This window comes from Enterocloster sp. HCN-30185 (assembly GCF_037890305.1).
Classification (GTDB): Bacteria; Bacillota; Clostridia; order Lachnospirales; family Lachnospiraceae; genus Enterocloster.
The window spans coordinates 88,231-114,464 of the sequence record NZ_JBBKBT010000009.1 but is presented as its reverse complement, the minus strand read 5'-3'; the positions used below and the strand labels follow the sequence as shown (position 1 = coordinate 114,464).

27 protein-coding genes are annotated in these 26,234 nt (G+C 45.5%); 21 read left to right on the top strand and 6 right to left on the bottom strand.

Annotated features, from left to right (window positions below; translation table 11 throughout):
* The first annotated feature begins 68 nt into the window (after window positions 1-68).
* The 4 genes from WKT10_RS11000 to WKT10_RS10985 all read left to right on the top strand — a co-directional run bounded on the left by WKT10_RS11000 (window position 69) and on the right by WKT10_RS10985 (window position 3,750).
* The gene (locus tag WKT10_RS11000) at window positions 69-1,682 is read left to right on the top strand and encodes a recombinase family protein (RefSeq protein ID WP_257353590.1); all 1,614 of its coding nucleotides are present in this window, start codon (window positions 69-71) and stop codon (window positions 1,680-1,682) included.
* Window positions 1,683-1,842: 160 nt separating this feature from the next.
* Complete coding sequence (locus tag WKT10_RS10995; protein WP_340277210.1) at window positions 1,843-1,974, top strand: hypothetical protein; 132 nt, start codon at window positions 1,843-1,845, stop codon at window positions 1,972-1,974.
* A 25-nt stretch (window positions 1,975-1,999) separates the two neighbouring features.
* On the top strand, window positions 2,000-2,875 hold the full coding sequence (locus WKT10_RS10990) for a spondin (protein ID WP_337434017.1): 876 nt from the start codon (window positions 2,000-2,002) through the stop codon (window positions 2,873-2,875).
* Complete coding sequence (locus WKT10_RS10985; RefSeq protein WP_340277208.1) at window positions 2,872-3,750, top strand: DUF4261 domain-containing protein; 879 nt, start codon at window positions 2,872-2,874, stop codon at window positions 3,748-3,750. The genes WKT10_RS10990 and WKT10_RS10985 overlap by 4 nt, the downstream gene beginning before the upstream one ends.
* 189 nt (window positions 3,751-3,939) lie before the next feature.
* On the opposite strand, the gene WKT10_RS16050 is transcribed toward WKT10_RS10985, so the two are convergent.
* Window positions 3,940-4,092, bottom strand: a complete 153-nt coding sequence (locus WKT10_RS16050) for a DUF6718 family protein (RefSeq protein WP_417301129.1) — start codon at window positions 4,090-4,092, stop codon at window positions 3,940-3,942.
* A gap of 560 nt (window positions 4,093-4,652) precedes the next feature.
* Here WKT10_RS16050 and WKT10_RS10980 point away from each other — a divergent pair.
* The 5 genes from WKT10_RS10980 to WKT10_RS10960 all read left to right on the top strand — a co-directional run bounded on the left by WKT10_RS10980 (window position 4,653) and on the right by WKT10_RS10960 (window position 8,990).
* Complete coding sequence (locus WKT10_RS10980) at window positions 4,653-5,222, top strand: IS1634 family transposase (protein WP_445293013.1); 570 nt, start codon at window positions 4,653-4,655, stop codon at window positions 5,220-5,222.
* 283 nt (window positions 5,223-5,505) lie between these two features.
* Entirely contained in the window at window positions 5,506-5,892 is a 387-nt protein-coding gene (locus WKT10_RS10975) for a signal peptidase I (RefSeq protein WP_337932222.1), read from the top strand.
* An 87-nt stretch (window positions 5,893-5,979) separates the two neighbouring features.
* Complete coding sequence (locus WKT10_RS10970; protein ID WP_337434014.1) at window positions 5,980-6,591, top strand: hypothetical protein; 612 nt, start codon at window positions 5,980-5,982, stop codon at window positions 6,589-6,591.
* Window positions 6,592-6,598: 7 nt separating this feature from the next.
* Entirely contained in the window at window positions 6,599-7,711 is a 1,113-nt protein-coding gene (locus tag WKT10_RS10965) for a hypothetical protein (protein ID WP_337434013.1), read from the top strand.
* Entirely contained in the window at window positions 7,698-8,990 is a 1,293-nt protein-coding gene (locus tag WKT10_RS10960) for an InlB B-repeat-containing protein (protein ID WP_340277203.1), read from the top strand. The genes WKT10_RS10965 and WKT10_RS10960 overlap by 14 nt, the downstream gene beginning before the upstream one ends.
* A 3-nt stretch (window positions 8,991-8,993) precedes the next feature.
* On the opposite strand, the gene WKT10_RS10955 is transcribed toward WKT10_RS10960, so the two are convergent.
* Window positions 8,994-9,641, bottom strand: a complete 648-nt coding sequence (locus WKT10_RS10955) for a Crp/Fnr family transcriptional regulator (protein ID WP_340277201.1) — start codon at window positions 9,639-9,641, stop codon at window positions 8,994-8,996.
* Between the two features lie 949 nt (window positions 9,642-10,590).
* Between WKT10_RS10955 and WKT10_RS10950 the strand changes: the two genes are divergently transcribed.
* The 3 genes from WKT10_RS10950 to WKT10_RS10940 all read left to right on the top strand — a co-directional run bounded on the left by WKT10_RS10950 (window position 10,591) and on the right by WKT10_RS10940 (window position 15,062).
* Window positions 10,591-11,967, top strand: coding sequence for an MATE family efflux transporter (locus WKT10_RS10950; protein ID WP_340277199.1), 1,377 nt, complete (start codon window positions 10,591-10,593; stop codon window positions 11,965-11,967).
* Between the two features lie 203 nt (window positions 11,968-12,170).
* Window positions 12,171-13,496, top strand: coding sequence for a 6-phospho-alpha-glucosidase (locus tag WKT10_RS10945; protein ID WP_066549632.1), 1,326 nt, complete (start codon window positions 12,171-12,173; stop codon window positions 13,494-13,496).
* Window positions 13,497-13,538: 42 nt separating this feature from the next.
* Window positions 13,539-15,062 (top strand): PTS transporter subunit EIIC, encoded by a 1,524-nt coding sequence (locus WKT10_RS10940; protein ID WP_340277197.1) that lies wholly within the window; start codon window positions 13,539-13,541, stop codon window positions 15,060-15,062.
* A 36-nt stretch (window positions 15,063-15,098) separates the two neighbouring features.
* On the opposite strand, the gene WKT10_RS10935 is transcribed toward WKT10_RS10940, so the two are convergent.
* Both WKT10_RS10935 and WKT10_RS10930 read right to left on the bottom strand, forming a co-directional pair.
* A complete protein-coding gene (locus tag WKT10_RS10935; RefSeq protein ID WP_337434009.1) occupies window positions 15,099-15,857 on the bottom strand; it encodes a MurR/RpiR family transcriptional regulator in 759 nt (252 codons plus the stop codon).
* The gene (locus WKT10_RS10930; protein ID WP_340277195.1) at window positions 15,841-16,644 is read right to left on the bottom strand and encodes a MurR/RpiR family transcriptional regulator; all 804 of its coding nucleotides are present in this window, start codon (window positions 16,642-16,644) and stop codon (window positions 15,841-15,843) included. Before WKT10_RS10930 ends, WKT10_RS10935 begins: the two co-directional genes overlap by 17 nt.
* Window positions 16,645-16,812: 168 nt before the next feature.
* Between WKT10_RS10930 and WKT10_RS10925 the strand changes: the two genes are divergently transcribed.
* The 8 genes from WKT10_RS10925 to WKT10_RS10890 all read left to right on the top strand — a co-directional run bounded on the left by WKT10_RS10925 (window position 16,813) and on the right by WKT10_RS10890 (window position 22,112).
* Entirely contained in the window at window positions 16,813-17,634 is an 822-nt protein-coding gene (locus WKT10_RS10925; protein ID WP_340277194.1) for a hypothetical protein, read from the top strand.
* A 10-nt stretch (window positions 17,635-17,644) separates the two neighbouring features.
* Entirely contained in the window at window positions 17,645-17,947 is a 303-nt protein-coding gene (locus WKT10_RS10920; protein ID WP_340277192.1) for a hypothetical protein, read from the top strand.
* Window positions 17,948-18,134: 187 nt separating this feature from the next.
* Window positions 18,135-18,299 carry a hypothetical protein gene (locus WKT10_RS10915; protein WP_337932204.1) on the top strand — a complete coding sequence of 55 codons (165 nt, stop codon included), beginning with the start codon at window positions 18,135-18,137 and terminating at the stop codon, window positions 18,297-18,299.
* An 88-nt stretch (window positions 18,300-18,387) separates the two neighbouring features.
* Window positions 18,388-19,113 carry a DUF134 domain-containing protein gene (locus WKT10_RS10910; protein ID WP_340277190.1) on the top strand — a complete coding sequence of 242 codons (726 nt, stop codon included), beginning with the start codon at window positions 18,388-18,390 and terminating at the stop codon, window positions 19,111-19,113.
* A complete protein-coding gene (locus WKT10_RS10905) occupies window positions 19,110-19,934 on the top strand; it encodes an ATP-binding protein (RefSeq protein WP_337932200.1) in 825 nt (274 codons plus the stop codon). Before WKT10_RS10910 ends, WKT10_RS10905 begins: the two co-directional genes overlap by 4 nt.
* Window positions 19,931-20,812, top strand: coding sequence for a nucleotide-binding protein (locus WKT10_RS10900; protein WP_337932198.1), 882 nt, complete (start codon window positions 19,931-19,933; stop codon window positions 20,810-20,812). The genes WKT10_RS10905 and WKT10_RS10900 overlap by 4 nt, the downstream gene beginning before the upstream one ends.
* A 2-nt stretch (window positions 20,813-20,814) precedes the next feature.
* Window positions 20,815-21,177 carry a NifB/NifX family molybdenum-iron cluster-binding protein gene (locus tag WKT10_RS10895; protein WP_337434004.1) on the top strand — a complete coding sequence of 121 codons (363 nt, stop codon included), beginning with the start codon at window positions 20,815-20,817 and terminating at the stop codon, window positions 21,175-21,177.
* 101 nt (window positions 21,178-21,278) lie between these two features.
* Window positions 21,279-22,112 (top strand): DegV family protein, encoded by an 834-nt coding sequence (locus WKT10_RS10890; protein WP_337434003.1) that lies wholly within the window; start codon window positions 21,279-21,281, stop codon window positions 22,110-22,112.
* A 77-nt stretch (window positions 22,113-22,189) separates the two neighbouring features.
* Here the strand turns inward: WKT10_RS10890 and WKT10_RS10885 are convergent, their stop codons facing one another.
* Both WKT10_RS10885 and WKT10_RS10880 read right to left on the bottom strand, forming a co-directional pair.
* Window positions 22,190-23,212: a PTS transporter subunit IIC gene (locus WKT10_RS10885; RefSeq protein WP_337434002.1), complete on the bottom strand. Its 1,023-nt coding sequence runs from the start codon at window positions 23,210-23,212 to the stop codon at window positions 22,190-22,192.
* A 220-nt stretch (window positions 23,213-23,432) separates the two neighbouring features.
* Entirely contained in the window at window positions 23,433-24,170 is a 738-nt protein-coding gene (locus WKT10_RS10880; RefSeq protein WP_337434001.1) for a hypothetical protein, read from the bottom strand.
* A 225-nt stretch (window positions 24,171-24,395) separates the two neighbouring features.
* On the opposite strand from WKT10_RS10880, the gene pepF reads away from it, so the two are divergent.
* Window positions 24,396-26,183, top strand: coding sequence for an oligoendopeptidase F (pepF, locus tag WKT10_RS10875; protein WP_340277212.1), 1,788 nt, complete (start codon window positions 24,396-24,398; stop codon window positions 26,181-26,183).
* Window positions 26,184-26,234 lie beyond the last annotated feature (51 nt).

Below are 26,234 nucleotides of genomic sequence, written 5' to 3'. Positions count from 1 at the left end.
CCATGTTATACTTTACTTGCAAGCAGGTATTGTAAACATGGGTTAGTTATAAAGGAGGATAACTGACAATGAAACAACAGATTTACAATACTGCACTTTATCTTAGGTTGAGCCGAGATGATGAATTACAAGGCGAAAGTTCCAGCATTACCACACAAAGAAGTATGTTGCGTCTATATGCAAAAGAACATCATTTGAATGTGATTGATGAATATATTGATGACGGCTGGTCAGGAACAAATTTTGAAAGACCGAGTTTTCAAAGAATGATTGAGGATATAGAGGCAGGAAAAATCAACTGTGTTGTAACAAAAGACCTTTCTCGACTTGGCAGAAATTATATTATGACAGGACAATATACAGAATTGTATTTTCCCAGCCATAATGTTCGTTACATAGCGATTGACGACGGTGTGGACAGCGAAAAAGGCGAAAGTGAGATTGCACCATTTAAGAACATCATCAACGAATGGGTGGCAAGAGATACGAGCCGTAAAGTGAAATCAGCCTTTAAAACAAAATTTGCAGAGGGTGCGTATTATGGGGCTTATGCTCCGTTAGGATATAAGAAACACCCCGACATCAAAGGAAAACTGTTGGTTGATGAGGAAACAAAATGGATTGTTGAAAAAATCTTCTCTCTAGCCTATCAAGGTTACGGTAGTGCAAAAATCACAAAGATACTGCGAGAAGAAAAAGTCCCGACAGCGTCTTGGTTGAATTTTACAAGGTATGGTACTTTTGCACATATCTTTGAGGGAAAGCCCGAAAGCAAGCGTTATGAGTGGACGATTGCACAAATCAAAGGAATTTTGAAAAGTGAAGTCTATATCGGAAACAGCGTTCATAATCGACAATCAACCGTTTCTTTCAAAAGCAAGAAGAAAGTACGAAAGCCTGAAAACGAATGGTTTCGAGTAGAAAGTACCCACGAACCGATTATTGACAAGGAAATGTTCTATCGTGTGCAGGAACAGATAAAATCAAGGCGTAGACAGACAAAGGAAAAGGCAACGCCGATATTTGCAGGGCTTGTTAAGTGTGCGGATTGTGGCTGGTCTATGAGATTTGCAACAAATAAGGCAAATAAGACGCCTTACAGTTATTATGCTTGCAGTTACTACGGACAGTTTGGCAAAGGTACTTGTTCTATGCACTATATCCGTTATGATGTGTTGTATCAAGCCGTATTGGAACGATTGCAGTATTGGGCTAAGGCAGTACAGCAAGACGAAGAAAAGGTGTTGCATAAGATACAAAAGGCTGGGAATGCAGAGCGAATACGGGAAAAGAAGAAAAAGGCAAGTGCCTTGAAGAAAGCCGAGAACCGACAAAATGAGATTGACCGTTTATTTGCGAAAATGTATGAAGATAGAGCCTGTGAGAAGATAACAGAACGAAACTTCATTATGCTGTCGGGTAAATATCAAAAGGAACAGATAGAACTGGAACAGCAGATAACCAACCTAAGAGAAGAATTAAGTAAAATGGAACAGGATATGATAGGTGCTGAAAAGTGGATTGAGTTAATCAAGGAGTATTCCGTACCAAAGGAACTGACAGCACCGTTATTAAATGCAATGATAGAAAAAATACTCATTCACGAAGCAACAACGAATGAGGAGAACGAAAGAATACAGGAAATAGAGATATACTACCGATTTATTGGAAAAGTAGACTGATAAATAGGGTTCATATCTTTAACTAAGGGAAACTGGTGAGGGCGAGCTGGATCTGGATGTCCGTTTTCCTGCTCCCCAGACGGAGGACACCCTGGACTGCACTCTGCTGGAGGGCGAACTGGCGTCTAAACTGCTGGCAGCTCTGCGGGAGCAGGATCTCTTGGAGCTGGCTGCTGAAATTGCCCCAGGCTGGGATCTGCCCGCCAAGGTGGTGCAAAGCGGACTTGAAACGCTGCGCTCCCATCTGGAACTGGTGCGGGGCAATACAGCCCGGCTGTATGAGATGGTGTAGAAAATGATTTAGGGGATGAATAGCTATGGAGCAAAAACGCCCGGCAGATATATTTCAGGAGCTTCTGGACTACCTATGGAACGGCCTGGATCTGGAGGAAAAGGGCTGGAAGCAGCTGAAAAAAGGCGACTTCAAAAAGAAAATGAAAAACGGGCTGACCTATCAGATCTGCTTTGACCGGAGCCGCTACAACTACATAGACTACGAAATCGGCCATGGAAATGTGGAGATGGGCTTTACCTGTATCATAAAGCAGGGAGATGATTACCTTTACTCTTTCAAAATAGAACCGACAACAGGCGGTTCATTCTTTCGGATGCTGACAGAGGACCTGTGGCTGGACACCAGGCTGCTGAACACCTTCCTGCCCCTGATTAAAGCCCACTACCTCAATTTTATTGACTGCTTTGAAGCAGACCCAGTAGGGGCGCTCCAGTCGGTCTGCGCCCCCTTTACCCAGCCGGAGGATTACAGCTGGCGCATTCATGTGGATGAGCAGATGGTGGAACGGTACGGAACACCGGAGCAGCTGGCGGAGTACCGCCATCAGGCGGAATTGCGCGGAACGCCTGAACACAAGGCAAAGAACTGGATAGGTTCGATGTTGTTCCACCTCTCCCACGCCAACGATGTGGATCAAGCCTGGGCCTCAAGCCGCACCAGAGAGGAGCTGGACCAGGTGGTGGAACCCTTTGTGCAGGCCAAGCGGCAGACAGGACAGTGGACGCAGGAGGATGAGGCGGGCTATCAGCTCTACCGGCAGGAAACAGATTCGAAGAAGCGCACCTTTCGGGTATGGTATCTCATCGCCACCCCCCGCGGCCTGCCGAAAGAGTTTGTCCAGAAAGAGCTGGAGTTTCGGTGGAAGTTGTTCCCAGAAAAGAAGGAGGAAACCAAATGAGCAATAAAGCTTTCCAGAAAAAACTGGACGACAAAAAAGATCCCCGGCCCGGTGGTCCCTATCTCATTCAGATGCTGTTCAAAGAGCAGGTAGAAATGCCGGATAAAGAAAAAATGACTGCCGTAATGGAGAAGCACATCGGATCGACAGAGTGCTTCTGTTATGATAAGAAAATGGCCGGCTTTGCCGCACAGGAGCATATTGCAGAGTTCAAGGAGGGAAAATGCCCGGTGCAGCTGATGGTGATGAAATGCGACGAGTTCAAGGGCAAAGGCTTTGATGCCTTCCCGATGAGCCAGATGTGGGACTGCCAGGAGAACCGGGAGCGGATCTTCCGGGAGTGTAAATATCAGGTGGTAGCCACCGATATGCTGGCAGCGGCGCTTCCGGCGCTGGAGCGTGCCAATCTGGATGCCGACTTTTTGGAGGCTCTGGCGGAGCTGTACCCCACCTGTGAGGCATTCTATTTTCAGAACTGCGGCAAGCTGTTTCTGGCAGAGGATGTGCGCTCTCATCAGATTGAGGGCTCGGATCGGTTCATCCGCTTTGGTGTCAATGTCCGATTCTTCAACATTGAGGGCACGGAAGATATGCTCATCGACACGGTGGGTATGAGCACCCTGCTCCTGCCTGACCTCCAGTACCACTTCCACGACATGAACCCCAACTGGGTGGTAAACCACGCCTACAATGTGGCATCGTACATATTGGAGCATGATAACCCCATTCAGGATGGGGAAACCATAGACGGCGTGGCGGATGGCCAGATGTGCCGGGAGATTCAGTGGAAGTGCCAGTATGAGGACGCCCTGATCCAGCCGCCCAGAGAAGTATTGGATATTTGTATGGGAGAATATGCTGCAGGGAGACGGTAAGAGATGAATGGAATTATAATTGTAATGGGCATTTTGCTGATTTCCATGATGATACATCTGCTTTTGAGAAGAAACTGGCTTGGATTACTTGTATTTTTCTTTGTTCTGTTTCTGATATTTGGTACAGGACATCGTACATGATACCAGAAATGAGACTTTGTTTACATGGCCAGTACCCATTTTCGAAATTTATTCAGGAAGTCTACATTTCGTAGGTTGTTCCCTGTAAGCACTGGGGGGGCTGATGACGACAAGTTCTACGGCATTCAGTCTGATTTTTTCTTGAAGCTTTTTTATGAAACAGGACAATTTTTTCCATGTTTTGTTTTTGCAGCCACACACCCATCAAAACCGAATCGTTTTACAACCAAATAATGCAGAAGTCTAAAAATGAACAGTGCCCCTCCTGAAAACCAGGAGAGGCGCTATTTTTAAAAGAAAAATGTGATCATTTCAATCAAACATAAAAATGTCCCAAAACCTAAGAGTGGACGGTATTCTAAAGAATACCACCCCAACTCTTGACAAAGAGCCAAAAAATTAGGACGCCGTCGCAACGCCGCCCATATAAAAACCGTAAAACAGTTTTTTTATACTGTCTATAGTATATGCTGTACTCATGAAAAAGTCAATCCAGAAAGAAATCTCGTTTCTGGCAAATTTCTCCCGTTTTCCGTCGTAGTACTAGGAAATTTCCGTCGTTTTCTTCTTGTCATTTTTTTATTTCTTTTCCTGCATCTCGATTTTTCCTTTATTTACAGCAAATTTTCAATGCCCTTTTGGGGCTTTTTTTATTAAAAAAAATTTTTTGATATGTTATAATAATAGCACTCTATAGCACTTTATTCGGAGATCGGTTATGGCATACTATTTAAGAAAAGAGAACAAGAAAAAAGGTACCTATTTGCAGATGTATGAATCTCACTGGGATAAAGAAAAGAAACAGCCGCGTTCAAAAAGTGTCATATAAGAACGGGAAAAAGATAACTCCTGTGATAGGAATTGATAAAGAGAAGGTTAATGAGGATCTGAAGTATGCAGGATACAACCTTATGGTCACCTCAGAGTTGGATATGGAACCGCTCCAAATCTATGAGACCTACCACAGCTTATGGAAGATCGAAGAATCCTTCCGGATCACAAAGTCTTATCTGGATGCACGCCCGGTTTACGTGCACAAAAAAGAAACAATCTATGGGCATTTTTTAATCTGCTACTTTAGCTTGTTTCTTTTAAGAGTGCTTGAGATTAAAGTTTTTAAAAATCAGATTAATTCTTATGATCTGATTGATTTCATACGGGACTTCCGGATTGTCAATAAAGGAGATGGCTCTTATATTAATATTTCTCGAAACCAGACAGTAAACGAAAAAGTCAAAAAAGCTACTGGCCTAACGAATCTTGATGCTTTGTTTCTCACTGAAAAAGAAATCAACAATCTTTTTCAGAACTGTATCCTCCTGGACTCCTGAGTACTATGTTTTGAGAGAAACGACGGAAGTCAGGGTATATGATTTATTCTATCCGATTTCATATACAGGTCAAGTATTTTTGTAATTTTCCCCCTTGACATCATCCGGATTATGAAGTATAAATAGTAAAAAAGCAGGAACCACATTTCAGACAGGTCTGTCTTTTTCTTATGAATTTCTTTGAAATCAAAATTTTTTCTTTATTTTCAAAATTTCCACTATTTTATTCAATTCAAAATTTTCCATTCATAAAAGTATTCTATTTCCAGGGAGGAGTCTAAAATTGAAAAAAATAATAGCCTTTTTGAAAGGAAATCTGGTATTTCTGATTCTTTTGGCTGCCATTTTGTATGGAAATCAGCGTTTTGACCGCTATCTGATCCGTACGGGTTCCATGGAACCGGAGCTGCAGACAGGGGCAATTGTGGCAGCGGATTCTCGAAGAGCGCCTGAAAAAGGGGAGATTGGCGTTTATTTTTCAAATGGAAACGCAGTGATCCATCGTGTGATTGATATTACGGAGGATGGATATTGGTTTCAGGGAGATGCGAACCCGGAGCCGGACACAGTTTGTATTTTGAAAAAGGATGTAAAGGGAACCGTAGTCTTCCGGCTGAATGCAGCGGCTCCGATCCTGAGAGAGGTATTCAGGTTGTCCGAAATAGGATGATAACACAGGTGGCTTCCTCCGGCGTTTCAGGATGCGGTCATCGTTGTTATAAAATATAATAGCCCGGTTGGGCGGAAGGAGATTTTTATGGGATTCAGCAAAAAAACGAAAGCAGCAGTTTTGGCAGGAGCAATGACGCTTGGAGCAGTCAGCGGTGCATATGCGTATTTTTCTGGCACGGCAGAAACAAAGTCCAATGTGTTTAATATTGTGGCAGGCCAGTCGGATCAGAAGGATACGGCAGGTACTATTTTGGAGCCGGGTTGGAATCCGGCAAACGCCGTGGATCTGGAGCCGGGGCAGGAGGTAACAAAGGATCCGTCTTTAAAATCAAATGTGGAATATCAATCATGGGCATTTTTACAGGTGGAGATTCCGGCAGTTACTGCACAGAAGAAGGGAGATCTTTCAGATCAGGTGTATGATGCGGTGGTTTTGAATGGGATTGATGGTGCAAAATGGGAGAAAATCAGGGAAGATATTTCCGGAGAGCCGGGGACGGACAGCGTGTATATTTACGGACTGAAAGATCCCCTGGCCCCAGGAGCGGAAACACCTAAGCTTTTTACCAGCTTTACGGTGCAGGATTTTACGAAATTAGAGGCCGTATCAGATTCTGTCAATGTATCGGGAAGCCTGATCCAGACCACAGGACAGCCTACATTGGATGCGGCTGCAGCAACACTGGGGCTAAAGTAGGAATAGGATGAGAAAGAGAAGGTTGTGTACAGTTTTGGCGATCATGTGCCTTACAGGGGCTTTTCCTGTATACGCCTCCGAAACTTCACAGGTAGCCATTGAGCTGGATGCAGAAACAGATGGGGCAGAGGAATATTTTCCCGGATCAACAGCAGGATACAGGCTGACGCTTAAAAATAAGCTGGGTCCATCCTGGGTACGGGTAAAGTTTCGGTTTTCCAGAAAAGGCCTGAATGCCCCTTTTTCAGATAAAAACCTCATGATCCTTAAAGGCTGGGAAAAACACGGGGAATATTACTATTATACAAAAAAAGCAGAAGCCAGGACGGATATCCCTGTGACAGATGGGATTCTGATTCCGGATGCCCACTTAGTCTTAAAAGGAACGCAGGTAGAAGTGGCTGTTGATGCACAGGCTGTACAGTACAGTGCATTTCGCCCGGATTTTTCCGGAAAAAATCCATGGAAAGGGGCGGAGATTATCCATTCTGCATCCATATCCAAAGGACACGGTGGTTTTAAAGGAGGCTCAAAGTTTTATCCATACCCGTCTCCTCAGGAAAAGGCAGAGTGCTCTATGGGAAAATGGGAACTGGCGGATGAGAGAAAGAGGCAGTGGAAATACGGTGACGGCAGGGGAAATTATATAAGAGATGCCTGGGTTTATACGCCCAATCCCTATGCTCCGGTAAAGAATACGTGCAGCTGGTTTCATTTTGGAAAAGACGGGATCATGACGGTTGGCTGGTATCAGGCGTCAGATGCTCTGTGGTACTATACCAGTGAAGTAAGTGATGGGAATTTGGGAATGCTGATCAAGGGATGGCACAAGGACGGGCAGGACGGCAAGTGGTATTTTCTTGACCGCAGGACAGGAATCATGCTGTCAGGCTGGCAGGAAATAGACGGAAAAAGTTATTATTTTGCCGCAGAAGAGGACATTCCCGGACAGACCTGGTTTTGGAAAACGGGACTGGGAAAATGGATCTATGAAAAGCTGGGATATAAATCATACGGCAGTATGTATATGGACGAAAGGACGCCGGATGGCTGTCTGGTAGATAAAAATGGAGTCTGGGATGGCAAAATGGGGATGGAGAAAATGGATGAGAGCAGATAGGCGATATACATTTTTAAAAAAGCTCAGATTTGGGGCAATTACAGCTCTTTTAGCAGTGCTTATGGTATTTCCGGCATATGGACAGTATGGCGGAAGCTCAGAAAAAATAAGAAATGATTTTTCAATCAGGGGCACGGGATATTCGATTGAATACAGTCTTAATGGAGGAGCATGGAAAAAAGGATATAGTCCTCCGGTGAAATACGAAAGAGGAGAGACTGTGATTCTGCCTGAAAAGTCAGAAATGGTATATGGAGGATATAGCTTTTCAGGATGGTTTCGATCCCCTGATTTCAGTGGAGAGCCGGCTGTACAGATCGGGCCGGATGAATCAGGTGATATTTTACTGTATGCCAGATGGGATTGTGATCATTCCCAGGGAAACGATATGAAATATGATGGTCAGACACACTGGTTTTACTGCAGAGTATGCGGGGAAATTACAGAATACGGAAATCACAGCTTTTCCTCTTTGCTGATTAAGGAGCCCGACTGCATCACGAATGGAATCCACAGATATTCCTGCCGATGTGGATATGAGTATGATGCGCCGGATGTGGCAGCTCTGGGTCATGCATGGAAAAATGGTCTGGATTATAATGAGACGTATCATGTCCGTTTTTGCAGCAGATGTCGGGCTGAGAGAGAAAAGGCAGACCACAGCCTTTTGTGGCAGGAAAATGGTTCTCAGTGCTGGCAGGGATGCAGCGGCTGCGGATATACCCGGAACAGATATAACATTTCTCTTATGTACAATATTGGGGCAATGGCTGCATCGGACTGGTGGAGCCAGAGCAATCAGATTAAAGTGGAAAGCAGGAGTGTATCCATCCGGCCGGGTACAATGCTGCTGGTTTCAGTAGATTACAGGGTGGACAGCAGTCCGTTTCGGTTTAATGTTGATTTCTATCCCGATGAAGCCGGATGTGAAATTCATTTGTCGGGAGAAACTTACAGACAGCACATAAACTGGTGGACCGGAGCTATGCCCGGATATGCAACGCAGTTCAGATTATTTGATAACCTGAATACCTCCTGTAATCCTTCAAACAGGGCGATTTTGGAAAACTGCAGGATTTATAAAGTGAATACGGCAGCAGGAGTATGGATGCCGGCAAAGAAGGGACTGTATCGTATCCCGGAAGGGATGACAGCAACTCCGTCTCAGGCAGGAAAGAAAACGCCGTCTCAGGCCGGTAGAAAAACACCGTCTCAGGCAGCTAAAAAGACTCCTTCTCAAATCAAAAGAAAATCCCCGTCACAGCTTTGCCGCTTCTAACATTCACATTTTCAGCAAAAATCGATTCTTCTCATATTCAATGATCCCATCTCTCTGCATTTTAGAAAGCTCATTGCACATGGTACTGCGGTCCACACCCAGATAGTCTGCCAGCTGCTGGCGGTTATAGGGAATTATGAAGGAACTGCTTCCAAACTGTTTGGCACATTCTGAAAAATAGGACATCAGACGCCCGCGGATGGATTTTGAGGTAGTGTGCTTCATTCTTCGGGAAAGCTGAAGGCTTTTGTCAGTGCATACAGTCAGCAGGTTTCTGGCCAGCCTTGCATGAAAGGGGCAGGTATTGGAGCAGGAGGTCAAGACCCGCCCCACATTCATAAACAGCACGGTTGCGGGCTCGGCGGCAGATACAGTGATCAGCAGAGGTTGTCCCGGAATACAGGCATATACTTCGGCAAATACGCAGCCGGGTGCTGCATTGCCCAGAATACTTGTATTTCCCCAGATATCACCGTAGGAGATAAGAACCATACCGGAGAGTACAACACCGATATTTTCCGTGATCATTCCCTCGGAGAGAATGATTTCTCCCTTTTTATAACTGCGTGTCACAGTATTCAGACAGCTTAAAAGAGATGTGATTTCGTGTTCCTCCAGTCCACGGAACAGCTGTGTATTGGATAAGTTCATTTTTTCTCCTTTTGTTGTAATAACAACAGATTTTCATGTTTGATTATATCATAATAAGTACCGAAGAAGATGATTTAAAGCTGTTTTTTGATTAAATGCGTAATGGATACTGGAACTTTAGGATAAGAGCCGTCTTTTGCGGCTCTTTTGTGTTTGTGTGTCACGGGCGTGCCTTAACTGTAAGCAAATGTTGTGAAAAATTTGACAGTTATAATACATACTCCATCTAACAGTCATATGGCTCCTCTTCGACATGCTTCCGGCTGTATATCCTTGCATCCACACATCCAAGAGCGTCCTTCCAATTCCCATTCTCCGCATATCCTCCGATACAAATCTTTTTAAAGTATTCTGATAAAAAGCACCGCAGACAAAGCCATTGGAGCAGAGCAGGGATTTTAAATGGGAGATCAGCTGCCGATAGTCATCTTCTGACCAGTCATCCGTAAAGGGATCATCCCGGATGATCCAGCTTCCATGCTCTCTACGCCAACATTTTACAACGGTTTGATGGCGGATGAAGTGATCAAATAAGTTTTGGTTCATGTCCTTGGTGTGCAAAATTTTATAAGATATCATAGTTTCGTTCCTTGCTGAATGTTTATTGCCAAGCTGGCTGCATGTATTTTTATGATACCGCATCCAGGTTTGTATTTCAAGCGGTCAGAACCCCTGCCCGTTTTCCAGATTGTGGACAGTGGTTTTTATGACGCCTGTTGTTTTTGGAAAAAAGGAAGACAGCTGCGGAGATTTTGGAGAAGTACAGGATACTCTTCAGATTTTCGGAGGTACAATTACTATAGGAGGTGTGCTGCTGTATTCCTGTGTGGAGAAGAGGCGATGAAAAATAAGATTGAAGTTGTAATATAACAGTGCCGGATATTTCTTGCATACGAGAATAGTTTGTATTAGAATAGACTACATCAGTTATAAAACGGAGGAAGTATTTATGGCGCGTTCCCCATCGCTGGTGGATATGACCAGCGGCTCTATTATAAAAAAGGCTCTTATTTTTGCCATTCCTATTTGTGTGGGAAATATCTTGCAGCAGCTTTACAGTACAGTAGATACGCTGGTTATTGGGAATTACTGTGATGCAGCAGCTTTGGCGGCGGTGGCTACAAGTTCTCAGCCGTTGGAAATTCTGCTTTGCATCTTTCTGGGAATCGGATCGGGGATTTCGATTCTGGTTTCCCAGGCCATGGGAAGAAATGACGGAAAGCGGATGGGGAGGCTTACCTCCACGGCAGTATGGTTTTTGTATCTCTGTGCGGTTCCTCTTTCTGTGGTGGGGGTGCTGGCAGGTCCCTGGCTTTTAAAGCTGATGAAGGTGCCGGCAGACGCCATGGAGGGAGCGGTTGAATATCTCAGGATCACTACGTTGGGCTGTCTGGGAAATATGGGATACAATTTAAACGCCGGGATATTAAGAGGGCTTGGGAACAGCAGTGCAACCCTGATTCTTTTGATGATTACCTGCCTGGTAAATATTGTGCTGGATCTGGTTTTTGTGGCTGTATTCGGAATGGGAGTGGCAGGGGCAGCTCTGGCGACAGCCATCGCAATGATAATGTCCTGGCTGTTCAGTATACTGTATATCAGGAAGCATTACAAAGAGCTGGCTATGACGTTTCTGCCCCATAGCTATGACAGGGCAATGGTCAGACAGATTCTGAGCGTGGGGCTTCCTCTCGGATTAAACTCAGCTTTATATTCGGTCGGCCATCTGGTGATGCAGACGTTGTTTAATACCCAGGGTTCTGCTTTTGTGGCAGGCTGTTCTGTTGCGGGAAAGGTGAATGCTATTGCTAATATTGCGATAACTTCCTTTTCCTCTGCGGCAACCATTTTTGCAGGTCAGAATCTTGGGGCAGAGGATTACAGAAGGCTTCGCAGAGGAGCTTTAATAATTCCAGTATTTTCAGGAGCTATTACCCTGGCTGCCGGTCTTTTGCTTACAGCCGGCTGCCGTCCGGTGCTCCGTTTTTTTACAAGGGATGAACAGGTTCTTGAGATGGCAGTTCACTATATTCGCGTGGTTCTGCCATTTACCTGGTGCTATGCGGTATTTAATGGGATTATCTGCTTTGTGAATGGAATTGGAGAGATCCGTTATCCTACCATTGTGAATCTGCTGATGCTGTGGGCAGTCCGGATTCCCGCAGCCTGTCTGATCGGATGGCTGGGATATGGAAGAAACGTAATGGCAGGAATCCCCATAAGCTTTGTAGCGGGTCTTCTGGCCATGCTTCTGTATTTCCGAACAGATAAATGGAAAGAATTGTGCAGGAAGGCAGAGAAGCAGGAAAAAAATAAAAGAAGGTAACAAAATACGCTCTGACAGAAGAGGAAATGTCTGTCGGGGCGTATTTTTAAATAAAAGATTGAAAAATATTACTATATAGGTAACAAAAAATAAAATATAATACGATATTCACAATAATTAGAAACTATTTACATATCATTATGAATAAAGTATGATGGATTCATCAAAAAAATCTCACAAATCGAAAAAAAGGAGAAGCGATTATGAAAACATTTAATGTATGTATTGTAGGCGGCGGAAGTACATATACATTGGGATTTTTAAAGTCCTTTGTACGCCTGAGAGAAGAATTTCCACTGAAAAAACTGGTATTGTTTGATATAGATGCGGAGCGTCAGGAGCCGATTGGTAAATATGGCGAAATTTTATTTAAAGAACGTTTTCCGGAACTGGAATTTTCCTATACCACAGATGTGAAGGAAGCATATGAAGGAATGGATTTTATCTTTATGCAGATGCGCGCTGGCGGCTTAAAGATGCGCGCCAAGGATGAGCATATTCCTCTCAGTATGGGACTCATTGGTCAGGAAACCTGCGGAGCCGGCGGAATGGCATATGGACTTCGTTCCTGTGTAGATATGATTAAAGCAGTTCACGATATCCGTACCTATGCGCCCAATGCATGGATTTTAAATTACTCCAATCCGGCAGCAATCGTTGCAGAGGCTCTTCGCAGAGAATTCCCCGATGACAAGAGAATTTTAAATATCTGTGACCAGCCGGAAAATGTAGTCCGTTCCGTAAGCCGCCTGTTAGGATGTAAATGGGAAGATCTGGATCCGGTATATTTTGGCCTGAATCATTATGGCTGGTTTACTCATGTATATGATGCACATACAGGCGAAGATCTTTTGCCAAAGGTTCGTGAAATGGTGAAGGAGAAAGGATTTTTGCCCCAGGATGCGGAGCAGAGAGATCAGTCCTGGCTGGATACCTATGGAATGGTTCAGACGATCATGGCAGATTTCCCGGAGTTTCTTCCAAATACATACGATCAGTATTACCTGTATCCCGATTATAAAGTAAGCCATCTGGATCCCAACTTTACCCGTGCAGATGAGGTTATGGCAGGAAGAGAAAAAAGGGTGTTTACCGAATGTGCAGAGGTAATTAAAGAAGGAAAATTGGGAGATAAATTCCATGCAATATCAGATGCTCATGCAGAGATGATGATAAAGGTGGCAGAGGCGATTGCGTACAATAAAAATGACCGCCATATCCTGATCGTGGAAAATAACGGCGCGATTGCAAATATGCAGGATGATGCAATGGTTGAGGTGGTCTGTGAGCTTGGTATTAACGGACCGAGACCTATGCGCGTGGGTAATATTCCGCAGTTTAATTTAGGACTTCTGGTTAATCAGGTTTCCTGTGAAAAGCTGATCGTAGATGCATATTTTGAAAATTCTTATCAGAAGGCACTGGAGGCATTTACTCTGAACCGTCTGATCAATGATGCAAAGAAAGCAAGAAAAGTTCTGGATGCGCTGATTGAAGCGAATAAGGGGATGTGGCCGGAATTGCGGTAATCATACATAATCAGAGAATATATGTAAAATCGGGGGTTTACAATGAATAAGAATAAAGTTATGGACTTTTTTTCAGCCCTTGGACGGAGCTTACTGATGCCGATTGCAGCTTTAGCTGCCTGCGGCATCGTCCTGGGACTGAGTTCTGCACTGATGAAAGCACAGGTTGTAGAGGCGCTGCCATTTTTACAGCTTCCGGTTCTTCAGTTTGTAATTTTAACTTTGAATAAGGTAGCAGGCGTTGTTTTTACCTTGATCCCGGTGCTGTTTTCTATTTCCATTGCCTTTGGTCTTGCAAAGGAAGAAAAGGAAATAGCGGCATTTGCAGGCTTTATTGGCTACTATACCTTTTTGGTGGCATCGTCCTGTATGATAGGATCCGGGTTCATGGATTTCAGCGCGTTGAAGATTTCCGCGATTCTTGGTGTGGAAACACTGGACATGGGAGCGGTAGCAGGTATTATTTCAGGTTTGGTTACTGCAAAGATTCATAACAAATATCATAAAGTACAGTTTCCCGTAGCAATTTCCTTTTATGGAGGAAAACGATTCGTAGCGATTGCCGTAATTATGGCAATGGCAGCAGCCGGTCTGATCGCTCCTCTGGTATGGAAGCCGATTTCTGCAGCCATTGACGGGTTGGGCGGCCTTATTTCCGCAACCGGTCTGGCAGGCGTATTTACCTATGGTTTTTTGGAACGCCTTCTGATTCCGACAGGACTTCACCATGTGCTGAACGGTCTTTTCAGAACCACATCTCTTGGGGGTGTTTATGAGGGCGTAGAAGGCTGTCTGAATATTTTCCTGCAGTTTATTGATAAGGTTGATATCAATGAACTGGCTCCGTTTACGGTATTCCTTGGACAGGGTAAAATGCCGATGATGATGTTTGGACTTTCCGGCGCGGCTCTCGCCATTTACCGTACTTCTCCGGAAGAAAAGAAGGGAAAGGTAAAAGCCCTGATGATCGCAGGCGTGGCAGCCAGCGTTGTTTCCGGTATTACTGAGCCTCTGGAATTTTCATTTATGTTTATTGCACCTGCATTGTTTGTATTTCATGCTGTTATGGGCGGTCTTTCGTTCATGCTGATGGCAGCGCTTCATGTGATTATCGGAAATACTGGAGGCGGATTGATCGACTACCTGATCTGGGGTGTGTTCCAGCCCGGATCCAACTGGTACTGGGTACTTGTAGTAGGCCCCGTATTCTTTGTTGTCTACTATTGGGTGTTTAAATGGTATCTGACAAAAAAGAAGCTTTCAATCGATGTGGCAGATGAAGAGGAAACAGACGGGAAGCAGGGTGTTTCCATGGATGAGCAGCAGAAAGCAAAAGCGGTAAAGATTATTGAAGGACTTGGCGGCTTTGGCAACATCGGTGTGGTAAATAACTGTCTGACAAGACTTCGTGTGGATATCAAGGATATGGCTCTTGTTGATGAGGATATTCTCAAGAAGACAGGGGCAATGGGATTTGTACGATCGAGTGATACGCATATTCAGGTTATTTACGGCCCGAAGGTAGAGCGGATCGCATCCGATGTGAGGGAAGTATTAAAATATTGATCAATAAAAAGAGAACTTCTGATTTGAAAACTTGGATCAGGAGTTCTCTTTTATTGTACCCTGTGCTGCCAGTTCAATAATCAGCTGGATCAGGGTGATGATGCCGAGACGGGAATTGATATCTACATGATGACATTCTTCATTCTGATCATTGCTGCACATCCAGATGGTGCTTAAAGAAAGCAGAGGACTGTTTTTTTCACTGGTAAGGAGAATAGTGGTAATTCCTCTTTTTTTGGCACATTCAAAAATCGGAAGATAGCGCTGAGAATCTCCGTGGGCGGAAATCATAAATAAAACAGAATCCGAGGTGATCTCATGGATCAGTCCAGCCAGAAGGCGGTGCCATTCGATAAGAATCGATGGGTGATCCAATGTATTTAAAACGACCTGAAGATATTTTGCCGGGACAGAGCTTAAATTGGAACCATAGATATATACGGGATTGTCGCCGGTAAGATAGTCGGCAATGCGTTTTAATTTGTCTGCATCGACAGCTTCCATATTATCTCTAAACAGAGCCAGGGAATGGGAAATCAGATCATTAGGAGAAAAAACGGGTTCCTTCATCTGTTTTAACTCATGACGGAGCTGGTATTTAAATTCATTATATCCATTTAAGCCCAGTTTTTGACAAAAACGAACGATGGTAGCGTTTGAGGTATAAAGAGCAGAACTCAGGTCATTTAAATGAGTGTGGACAGAGAGGGGAAGGTTTTTTTCAAAATAATCCAGTATGCTCTTTTCTGTTTCCGTAAGCTGCATACGGTGCGCTTTTTCAAATAATGGAATCATGGGTATCTCCTAAACGTTTGTATTCCAGATAGCTGCGGATAATCATGTGTATCACATAAAAGACCGGAAGGCGGGATGTGAATTCCGCACCCTGGTTTTCACGTTCGTTTGTAAAAAAACGGAAATTGATGGTTCCCAGATTAGCAAGGGCATTGCTGGTATAGGGAGAAATGGTCAAAATAGGGATATGATTCATACTGCCTATTTTTCCCATTCGAATGGTTGGTTCAAAGTTTCCAGTAGTACTGATCAGGATCAGAAGACACTTATTTTTCTGGTTTTGCAGGATGTGGGCGGACATTTTGGAGGATTCCAGCAAATATACATTTTGCCTACCGATGGAAAGCAGCAGTTTTTCAAAGTAATTGCTGAGGATAGACGTAAGTCCGCCGGGGGCCCATACATAGATCGGGCAGTCACTGTCAAGATAATGAAAGGTTCTGGAAAGCTGTTCTTCTGAGATCAGGCCGGCAGTGCCGTCAATATTAAAGCACATGGAATCCATCAGCCTCTGAATATCAAAGTCCGGCTTTTTTTCGGGAGAGGACGGAATGTCATGGATCATAGTTTGATGGCGCAGCTGATACTTAAATTCTGCAAATCCGGAATATCCCAGTTTCCGGCAAAAACGTAAGATCGTAGCGGAAGAGTAGGATACCTGGGCAGAAAACTCCCGAATATTCATATCCACGATGGCATCACCATGTTCGTATACATATTTTAAAATATTCAATTCATTATTGCTTAAAGAATTGATCGTAGAATCGCTTAGATGAAGGCTGACCATATATTCTCCCTGATTATGTAAAAATAAACTGAAATAATCATATATCAATCGATGTAAAAATGCAAGATACACCTACAGCTTAATCTCAACCCTGTAATCATCATCGATCAATCTAAAGTTTACATGATGCGCCTGAGCCAGCCTTAGAACCTGGGCGTTTTCCAGATTGTGTCCAGATTTATTATTTGCGGGGGGATTGCCTTTCTGGAGCTTGTAAAACGATACAGGAACGGGCGGGTCATGCTGGACAGGCAGAAAAATCCTACTCGCGATGTGGGGACACAGTATATCCGCTGGTTTGATGAATACGCAGGCAGCTTCTTTAAGGTATCTGCCAGGGATGAGCGTCCCTATATCTGCGGGGAACGCTGCTGGCAGCTTCGGTGTGAATACCTCCATCAAAATAAAGGATTTTTAAATGATGAAAATGAGGATACAGTTCATCTTCACCTAGGTGTAAACTGTGGCACATCTCTCTGTGAACTGGACAGAACAAGAGGCCAGGCAGACAGGAGCGACATTCGGATTGATATCGAGCAGTTTTGTCTGAGGATGTGTCAGGCGGCAAAAAGCTACTATGACCAGGTTCATAAGGAAAAAAATTTCAGCCTTTACAATACGCCGGTTCTCGATTTTATCCAGATCCGTCAGAAGGTACGAACGGATGACCTGCTTATTATCATGCATGGAAACAAAGCTTATGCCAATGGACTTAAGGCTGTTTTAGAAGCGTTTCCCGGTCATATCCTTTGTTTTTCCACCTGGGAAGAGAAAAGAAAAAAACTGGGAAATCGGAAGCCATCTATCTGGATCCTGTCAGAGAAATTGGCAGAGGAGGCAGATCCAACCGGGAATAGCCAGGATGCATCCAGGGTGATTCTTCTGACCGGAAAAGAATGGCTGCCGAAGGAGAAGGCCGGCCTGACGGTTCTTACTATGCCATTGAAGCCGGAGGCTTTACGCAGAGCGGTAAAAGAACATTTGCAGTAGAGGAGATAAGATGCAGAATATGATGATAACTGTTTTGGCAGGAATTATTTTGGCAGCAGCCATCCGTCTGCGTAAAAAAAACAGAGAGCTTGGGCGGTTAAAGGAGCAGATTCATCAGGTGAAGGAGGAGACGAAAGCGCTGCAGGCTCAGGTACAGACCCTCCGGATAAGGATTTCCGATCAGGAATCTGCGGAGGACGAGCTGTGGGATTGTGCAAATACCATTCATCTGTATGCAGCACTTTCTAAAGAGGAAGCGAGGCAGCCGTCTTTCAGGGAAAAGCAGGAAGAGATTTTACAGGCAGATGTTTAAAATGTCTGCGGCTTCCTGAAGCGTGGATGTTTCCTTAAGAACTCTTTGCAGCGGTCTGGGCGGCACTGCTGCAGCTGCTCAGTGCATTTTTTATAAGTCGGGTTTGAAATAATCATTCTGGCCTGCGGCGCTCTTACGATTGTTCCGGACATCCCGGGAATAAAACAGGATAATGTATATCTGGTAAATGATATTCTCAGCCATTGTTCTTGCCTTTGGTTCCAGACCGGATACAGCCCTTTGGGAAACTCTGACAGAGAAAGAAGGGGGATATCGTATTGGAGACGGCCTTAAAGCAGGAGATGCAAAGAAAGCAATCTATGAAGTAACCAGATTGGCATTGGAGCTGTAGAAAATGTTATTGACATATGCCGTAAACAGAGTTATACTCCAAAATATAAATGGCATATGCCATAAACGAGCCGAAAGAGGTGAGTACGATGCCAAGGCCCAAAAAGTGCCGAAAGGTGTGCCAGATGCCGCAGATAAGGGAATTTCATCCTTTGGGCAGAGCCTGCGGTGATCCGGCAGTGATCCTGACTGTGGATGAATATGAGGCAATCCGCCTTATCGACAGACAGGGGTTTTCCCAGGAGGAATGCAGTGCCTATATGCAGGTTGCCAGAACTACGGTTCAGCTTATCTATAATTCCGCCCGGAAAAAGATAGCAGAGGCACTGGTAGAGGGACGGGTTCTGCGCATTGAGGGCGGGGACTATCAGCTTTGCAGCGGAGAAGAAGAGTACTGCGGCTGCGGAGGCTGTAAAAAACACCGTCTGGGCTGTGCACAAAAGCTGACGAAGGAGGAAAAAAGGATGAAAATCGCAGTTCCGTTGGATGAAAACAGACAGGATGTGTGTATTGTTTTGGCCCGCGCACCCTATTTCCTGTTCCGTGAAAACGGCAGGGATACAATCGTGGAAAATCCGGCAGCCAAAGCATTGGGAGGCGCAGGGATTCAGGCAGCGCAGTTTCTGGTGGACAGCCGTATCGATACTCTGCTTACAGTCCGCTGCGGAGAGAATGCGGCAGAGGTCTTTAAGGCCGCAGGTATAAAAATTTATAAATCCGCAAATAAAGCCGCTGCGGATGATCTGGCTGCATTGGAGGAGGGAAGGCTTGAGGAGCTGACTCACTTCCACGGCGGCTACCATGGTGTACAATGAAAATCGCCTGCTTGAGCGGCAAGGGCGGTGCGGGGAAAACTCTGGCTGCAGTGAATCTTGCAACAGCAGCCGGAAATGCAGTATATATTGACTGTGATGTGGAAGAGCCCAACGGACATTTATTTCTGAAGCCCGATCGGACAGAGGAGGTAACAGTAAGCGCTCTTTTGCCGGAGTTCGATCCCGGCCGCTGCACCGGCTGTAAAAAATGCGTGGAATTCTGCCGCTTCCATGCTCTGATGTATATCAGGGAAAAACCCATGGTATTTTCTGAGGTCTGCCACAGCTGCGGCGGCTGCAGTCTGGTTTGCCCGGAAAATGCTGTTACAGAAAGAGAAAAGCCGGTTGGAAGGCTGCAAATCGGGATGGCGGGAGATGTGAAAACAGTGACCGGTATTTTAAATCCCGGAGAGGCGTCAGGCATCCCTGTTATTCGGGAAGCGCTTAAACAGGCAGAGGGGCTGACGATTATAGACGGCCCTCCCGGAAGCGCCTGCAGTGTGATGGAAAGTGTGATGGATGCGGACTTCTGTATTCTTGTGGCAGAGCCTACAGCCTTTGGCTTTCACAATTTCCAGATGGTTTATGAGCTTGTGACTCTGTTGGGGAGAAAATGCGGCGTTATTATCAATAAAGAAGAGACTCCCTATGAACCGCTGGAGGATTTTTGCAGGGAGCATGATCTTAAAATACTGTGCCGTATCCCCTATTCTCCCAGGATCGGAGCCATGGCGGCAGCAGGAGAACTCGTTTCCCGAAAAGACCCTGAGCTTGGCAGACTGTTTGCAGATGTGCTGAAGCAGATTGGAGGTGTCTTATGAAACATCTTTTGATCCTCAGCGGAAAGGGAGGCACTGGAAAGACTACCACCGCAGCGGCTTTTATTCATTTTTCTCAGACAAGGGCAATGGCAGACTGCGATGTGGATGCGCCTAACCTTCATCTGGTAGCGGCTCCTCCGGTTTCTCCGGAAATTTCCGAATTTCTGGGAGGGGAGAAGGCTGTGGTTGATCCTGATAAATGTGTTGGCTGCGGGATCTGTGCGTCCCACTGCCGGTTTAATGCTCTTGAAAAGGAAGAGGGAAGATATCGGGTAAATGAATATGCCTGCGAGGGCTGCGGTGTGTGCGCTTATGTATGTCCCCAAAAGGCAGTGTATCTTGCGGAGGATGTGGCAGGCAGAAAGGAACTGTATCTGGGCGAGAGGATATTTTCTACGGCTGTTTTGAAAATGGGCCGGGGAAATTCCGGAAAGCTGGTAACAGATGTGAAGATGGCCATGCTGAAGCATGCTCCGGAAACGGAACTGGCCATTATTGACGGATCTCCCGGCATTGGATGCCCGGTGATTGCGTCTGTCAGCGGAATGGATCTGGTGCTTATAGTGGCAGAACCCAGCCAGTCGGGAATCAGCGATTTGAAACGGCTGGTAAAAACCGCCAGAACATTTCAGGCAAGTTTGGCAGTCTGTGTCAATAAATGGGATGTAAGTCCGGAACATGCGCGGGATATAAAGGAGTTCTGCAAAGAAGAGGATATTCCGTTTGCAGGCGTGATTCCCTATGATAAAAACGTATCATTGGCAGTGAATGCAGGAAAAAGCATTGCAGATATAGACTGCCCTGCCAGAGATGCGTTAAAAAATATATTTGAAACTGTAAACCAGATCTTAAAGAAAGATGAAAAAGGAGTAAGATGATTATGAAAATTGCAGTAGCAGCTATGGGCAGCGAGGTTGCCGGACATTTTGGACATTGTGAGAACTTTATCTTTTTTGATGCAGAGGACGGTAAGATTGTGGCTGAAAATTCCGTCCCCAATCCGGGCCACCGTCCCGGCTTTCTGCCGAATTTCCTGGCTGATAACGGAGCCCAGGTAATTATCTCCGGCGGAATGGGCGGAGGAGCTGTAGATATCTTTAATGAGCGCGGTGTAGAGGTGATTGTAGGTGTTCAGGGTGACGCCAGAACTGCAGTAGAAACCTATCTTCGGGGCGAGCTGATTTCTACCGGATCGATCTGCCACAATCATGAGCATGCAGATGAGTGCGGCGAGCATCACTAAAGATTGAAAAATGATTCTCCGCCTATTGACATTTTTATACAAATATTGCAAACTATAATAAGTAGTTTCTAAAACTATATTATAGGGCGGAGGAATTAGATGTGGTACAGATTATAACGGATTCTTCTGTGATGTATACAGAAGATGAGGCAAAAGCAATGGGGTTTGAGGCAATTCCCCTGTGCATACATATAGGAGATCTGGAAGGCCGGGATCTTCAGATTGATATGGAGGAATTTTACCGGCGTATTCAGGAAGGGCAGGTTCCCAGATCCTCTCAGCCTCCCATCGGGGAGGTGCTGGATGCATATGCCAGATATCCGCAGGATGAGATTGTCCATATTTCCATAGCAGAAGGCCTTTCCGGCACCTATCACGGAGCATGCAGCGCCAGAGAAATGACAGAAAACCCTGAGCGGATTACGGTGTTCAACAGCAGAACTCTGTGCGGGCCTCATCGATATATGACAGAACAGGCGCAGAAGATGAAGGAAGAGGGAAGAAGTGCTTCTGAGATTCTGGAATGGTTAAAGGAGGCTGCCCAAAAGACAGAGTCCTTTTTGATCCCGCAGGACTTTTCCTTTTTAAAGAGAGGCGGAAGGCTGACTCCCGTTGCAGCGGCCCTTGGTTCTGTTTTGAAATTAAAGCCGGTTATGAAGCTGACGGAGGATGGAACCAGAATTGACAATTTTTTTGTAAAGCGTACCATGTCTGCCGCTGTAAAAGGAATTATGGAGTACATGAAACAGAAGGACATCGGGCAGAACCATATTTTATATATTGTCCATGCTGCGGCGAAAAAAGAGGCGGAGAATATCCGTACTATGTTTGAAACCGCATTTGCAGGTCTGGAAATTCATATACTGGAGCTGAGTCCGGTGTTCGTGGCTCAGGGAGGGCCGAAGTGTGTGGCAATTCAATATATTCACCGTTAAATTTTGAATGTATTTGTACCGGTATATAAAAACTCCTGGCTGATTACCCTGTACGGGATCAGTCAGGAGTTTTTAGTTTACAGATCCAGCTTTAAATCGCCGTCCTTAATCCAGCCCATTTTCCGAAGCGCTTCTCCGAAAATAAAGGTCAATACAGCGGGGAGGAGGAAGCAGACGAAAAGGATTCCCAGCCACATACTGGTTCCGCCTCCCATGGCAGTGTAGATTCCGATGGGGCCTACCAGGCCGCAGGTTCCCATTCCTGAACCGGCAGGTATATTTTCCAGATGGAATACCATAGTGGCGATAGGGCCTGTGATCATGGATGCAAGTGTGGGGGGAATCCAGATCCGGGGATTTAAAACAATATTTCCCATTTGAAGCATGCTGGTTCCCAGCCCCTGAGCCATCAGGCCGCCGATTTTATTTTCCCGGTAACTCATAACGGCGAAGCCGATCATCTGTGCGCAGCAGCCTGCGGTAGCGGCGCCCCCGGCCAGACCATCCAGAGAAAGGGCAATACAGATGGCTGCGCTGCTGATGGGAAGGGTTAACGCGACGCCGATGAGGGCAGAAACGAGGATTCCCATGATAAAGGGCTGCATTTCTGTAGCAGTTTTTACAAGATTGCCGAACCAGCTCATAAAGCCTGCCACCCCCGGTCCTACGAACTGTGCTACCAGCACGCCGGAGATGATAGTAACTCCCGGAGTGACCAGAATATCCAGACGGGTTTCTTTTGACACGATTTTTCCCAGCTCTGCGGCTGCGATAGTAGCTACCAGAGCGCCTACAGGCCCTCCCAGGGCGTTTCCGGCAATACCTACGGTTGCGGCGGAAAAGAGGACAAGCTGGGGAGCTTTTAAGGCATGGGCAATGGCAATACCCAGAGCCGCGCCGGTAGCGCTTTTGGCATAGTCTGCGATTACATTAAAAATTTCAATGTGGAACTGCTGTCCAAGAGTTCCGAAAATGGTGCCGATCAGAAGGGAAGCAAAAAGGCCGAAGGCCATGGCTCCCAAGGCATCAATCAGATAGGTCTGGACGGTGATGCTGACATTTTTCCGTTTAAGGAAATCCTTGATACTGGCTGCTGACATAATAGATTCTCCCTTTTTTCTGCTGCCGGAGCCAAAATCACAGGGAAATCCTGCAGATGTCGGTTCCAGGCAAGGTTTGCTAGGGATTTTATCACATATTTACGAAATTGCAAGGATTTTGAAGAATTTCACAAGAGATTGTTAAGAAAATAACAAAAAAATACCTCCCTGAATGACAGGCAAAACAGCTCTGTGAATCAGGGAGGTATTTATATAAGAATTACTCTGCCTTTGTTGTTTCTGCTTCCTTTATTTCTGTAAGGGTTTCGGCAGAAGCTTCTTTTGTCTCAGAATCTGCCTGGGGAAGTACGTCTACGCGGTTTACCTCCATATAAATTCCGGGCATGGAACGGGTCATGGCTTCTGTGTGGCTTACTACACATACGTCGCCTTCCTGAAGCTTCTCAATGTCGTCCACACTGTCTTTGCTGATCATAAACTGATTTCCGTCAGCCTGCTCAAAGAGCACATTTTCTTCTTCGATGGCCTGTACGGTACCGATGGAATCCTGATAGGTATCATCTGCAGTGCGGATGGAATATACCTGAGGAAGCTGTCCGGGAAGGGACATGGTCATAACCATGGAATGGCTGATCACATAGGTTTCTCCGTCCTTTAATTCTTCCGGTAAAACAGTGAAGTCGCTGATATTGCAGATAAAATCTCCGTGGGTATCATTGTGGAAGACCAGCCTGCCGTCTTCTGCAAATTCACTGTCTTTTACATAAACAGCTTCTGTGCGGACTACGTCCTCGGCCAGAGCCTCTGTTTCTGATCCGCCGGTTTCCGGCGCTGCAGTAGTTTCTTCAGTCTCATCAGGTTTGGCTTCTGTAGAAGGAGCCTGTGTTTCTGTCTGAGGAGCAGATGTAGAGGCTGTCTGGGAACTGCCGCATCCGTTTAATAACATGGTTGCTGTGATAGCTGCCATAGCTGCTGTGGTGATAAATCTCTTTTTCATAATTAAAATCTCCTTTTGAGTTTGTTTTCTTTTTACATGTATGATTATAGCGGATAGATATTACAAAAACGATCACTTTCTTTTGACTATTTTATAATAATTTCTGACTTTTTTGTTAAGGAGGAGGGGAAATATTAAAAAATGATAGGGAAATCTGGTTTACAACCCCTTCCAATGTGATAAAATAAGGAATGATTTTGCAATGGAAGGAGCCTTGGGCTTATGATAAAAAAGAGAGATGAAATACCGGCGGAAGCCACCTGGAAGCTGGAGGATATGGTAGAGAATAGGGAAGCGTGGGAGAAGCTGTATGAAGAAGCGGTCCGGGAAACAGACCGCTATCAGGAGTTTAAGGGAACACTGGGACGGTCGGCGGATCGGCTTTTTGAGGGGCTTTCATTTGATGATTCTATTTCACAGAAAATAGAACGGCTGTATGTATATGCCAGAATGCGTTCCGATGAGGACACGGCGGGACAGCAGGCCCAGGATATGTTTTCCAGAGCCCAGAACCTGTCTTTTCGGGCAGGAGAGCTGTCGTCCTATATGGTGCCGGAGATTCTTTCAATCCCGGATGAACAGCTGGAAGCGTTTCAGAGGGAGAAAAAGGAGCTTGGGCTGTATGGCAGGCTGTTAAGCCAGCTGCTTAAGAGAAAGACCCATACGCTTTCCGATGAGCTGGAGGCGCTTCTGGCTGCTTCTCAGGAGGCCACGCAGGGGGGAGCACAGGTATTCCGTATGTTTAATAATGCAGATGTGCGCTTTCCATCCATTACCGGGGAGGATGGGAGAGAGCTTCCTGTAACCCATGGAACCTATATTTCCCTGATGGAGCATCCAGACCGCAGGATACGCAGGGAGGCATTTCAAAGTTTGTATAGTGTATACAGACAATATTCAAACACCCTGGCAGCTGCTTTTGGCGCAAATGTGAAGCAGGCTGTATTTTATGCCAAAGCACGAAAGTATACCTCCAGCCGGGAATATTATCTGAGTTCGAATGAGGTGCCTGAAGGGGTGTATGACCGTCTGGTGTCATCGGTGAGGAAGAGCCTTCCTCTTATGCACCGCTACATGTCCCTGAGAAAGAGGCTTCTTGGGGTGGATGAGCTTCATATGTATGACGTTTATGTTCCTCTTACATCACAGGGGAATACACATTATACCTTTGAAGAGGCAAAGAAAATAGTGAAGGAGGGACTGGCTCCACTGGGGGAGGAATATCTGTCCCTGCTTGAGACAGGCTTTGAGGGCCGCTGGATTGATGTATATGAAAATGAAGGAAAGAGAAGCGGAGCTTATTCCTGGGGGATTTACGGCTGCCATCCCTATGTGCTGTTAAATTTCCACGGCACTTTAAATGATGTATTTACACTGGCTCACGAGATGGGGCACGCCATTCATACCTGGTATTCCAATGAAAACCAGCCCTATGTCTATGCAGGCTATAAGATTTTTGTGGCAGAGGTAGCGTCTACCTGCAATGAGGCCCTTCTGATCCGCTATCTGCTGAAGCAGTGTAAAGAAAAGAAGGAACGGGCGTATTTGTTAAACCATTTTCTGGAAAGCTTCCGGGCAACTCTGTTCCGTCAGACCATGTTTGCGGAATTTGAAAAGACAGTTCATGAGCTGGGAGCAGCGGGAGAGAGCTTGACTTCTGAAAAGCTGTGCGGAATTTACCAGAAATTAAATGAGGATTATTTTGGGCCGGATATGGTTTCTGATTCGGAAATTGGTTATGAATGGGAAAGGATTCCCCATTTTTATACACCTTTTTATGTATATCAGTACGCAACCGGTTTTTCGGCTGCCGTTGCCATCAGCCGCCGGATCATGGAAGGGGAGCCGGGGATTTTAGAGGGCTATAAGCGGTTTTTAAGCGGAGGCTGCAGTATGGAGCCGGTGGAGCTTTTAAAGCTGTGCGGCGTGGATATGTCTGAGAGCAGGCCGGTGGATCAGGCAATGGAGTTCTTTGGAGAGCTTCTGGATGAATTTGAGGTATGCATGAAATGACAATGGACCGGACGGAAGGTGATTTAAAGTAAGGGTAAATTTGGAAACAGG